The sequence below is a fragment of the Marinobacter sp. UBA2498 genome, from assembly GCF_002341575.1.
In the GTDB taxonomy this organism is placed as follows: domain Bacteria; phylum Pseudomonadota; class Gammaproteobacteria; order Pseudomonadales; family Oleiphilaceae; genus Marinobacter; species Marinobacter manganoxydans.
This window is the reverse complement of sequence record NZ_DDOI01000013.1, coordinates 4,952-5,501: the sequence shown is the minus strand read 5'-3', so window position 1 is coordinate 5,501 and position 550 is coordinate 4,952. Positions and strand designations below refer to the sequence as shown.

Annotated in this window: 1 protein-coding gene; it reads right to left on the bottom strand. The window is 57.3% G+C overall.

The genetic code is table 11. The features are described from left to right. A partial coding sequence (locus B2W52_RS01355) for a DUF1538 family protein (protein ID WP_286801054.1) occupies positions 1–550 on the bottom strand: 550 nt, incomplete at both ends.

The window sequence follows — 550 nt, the reverse complement described above, 5'->3', positions numbered from 1 at the left end:
AGTTGCCGGGCCATACTGGTGCCGATCGGGAACAGGCCGAGTTTCAGACCGACCACGAAGGCATAGAGACCGAGCACCACCAGCGCAAACCCGAACAGGATCTTGCGCGGGTTGGTCAGCCCCCGGCGCAACACCAGGTACTGGAAAAAAAGGATGGTGATAATGATCGGAAGTACATCCCGGATCATGCCGGCAAGATCGAGCAGCATCGTCAGCAGAACGGGAGTCTGATCGGCGGTTCCATTGTGTACCAGGGTTGGCACCGTGGTCGGATCGGTGGTAACACCGGAATAGACAAAAATCCCGTAAAGCTGAACGGTAATCATGGGAACCATCACCGCGAGGGCAACCAGTCCGAAGCCGTCCAACAAGGGGTTTCGACCCCGAATGGAAGCCGCGAGACCAATGCCCAGGGCGGCAATCAGGGGAACGGTGACGATGTTGGTGGTCACGCCACCTGAATCGTAGGCAAGACCAACAATCTCGGGTGGCGCGAACCAGGTAATGATCACCACCACGATGTAACCGATGATCATGAACCAGTGCAGCG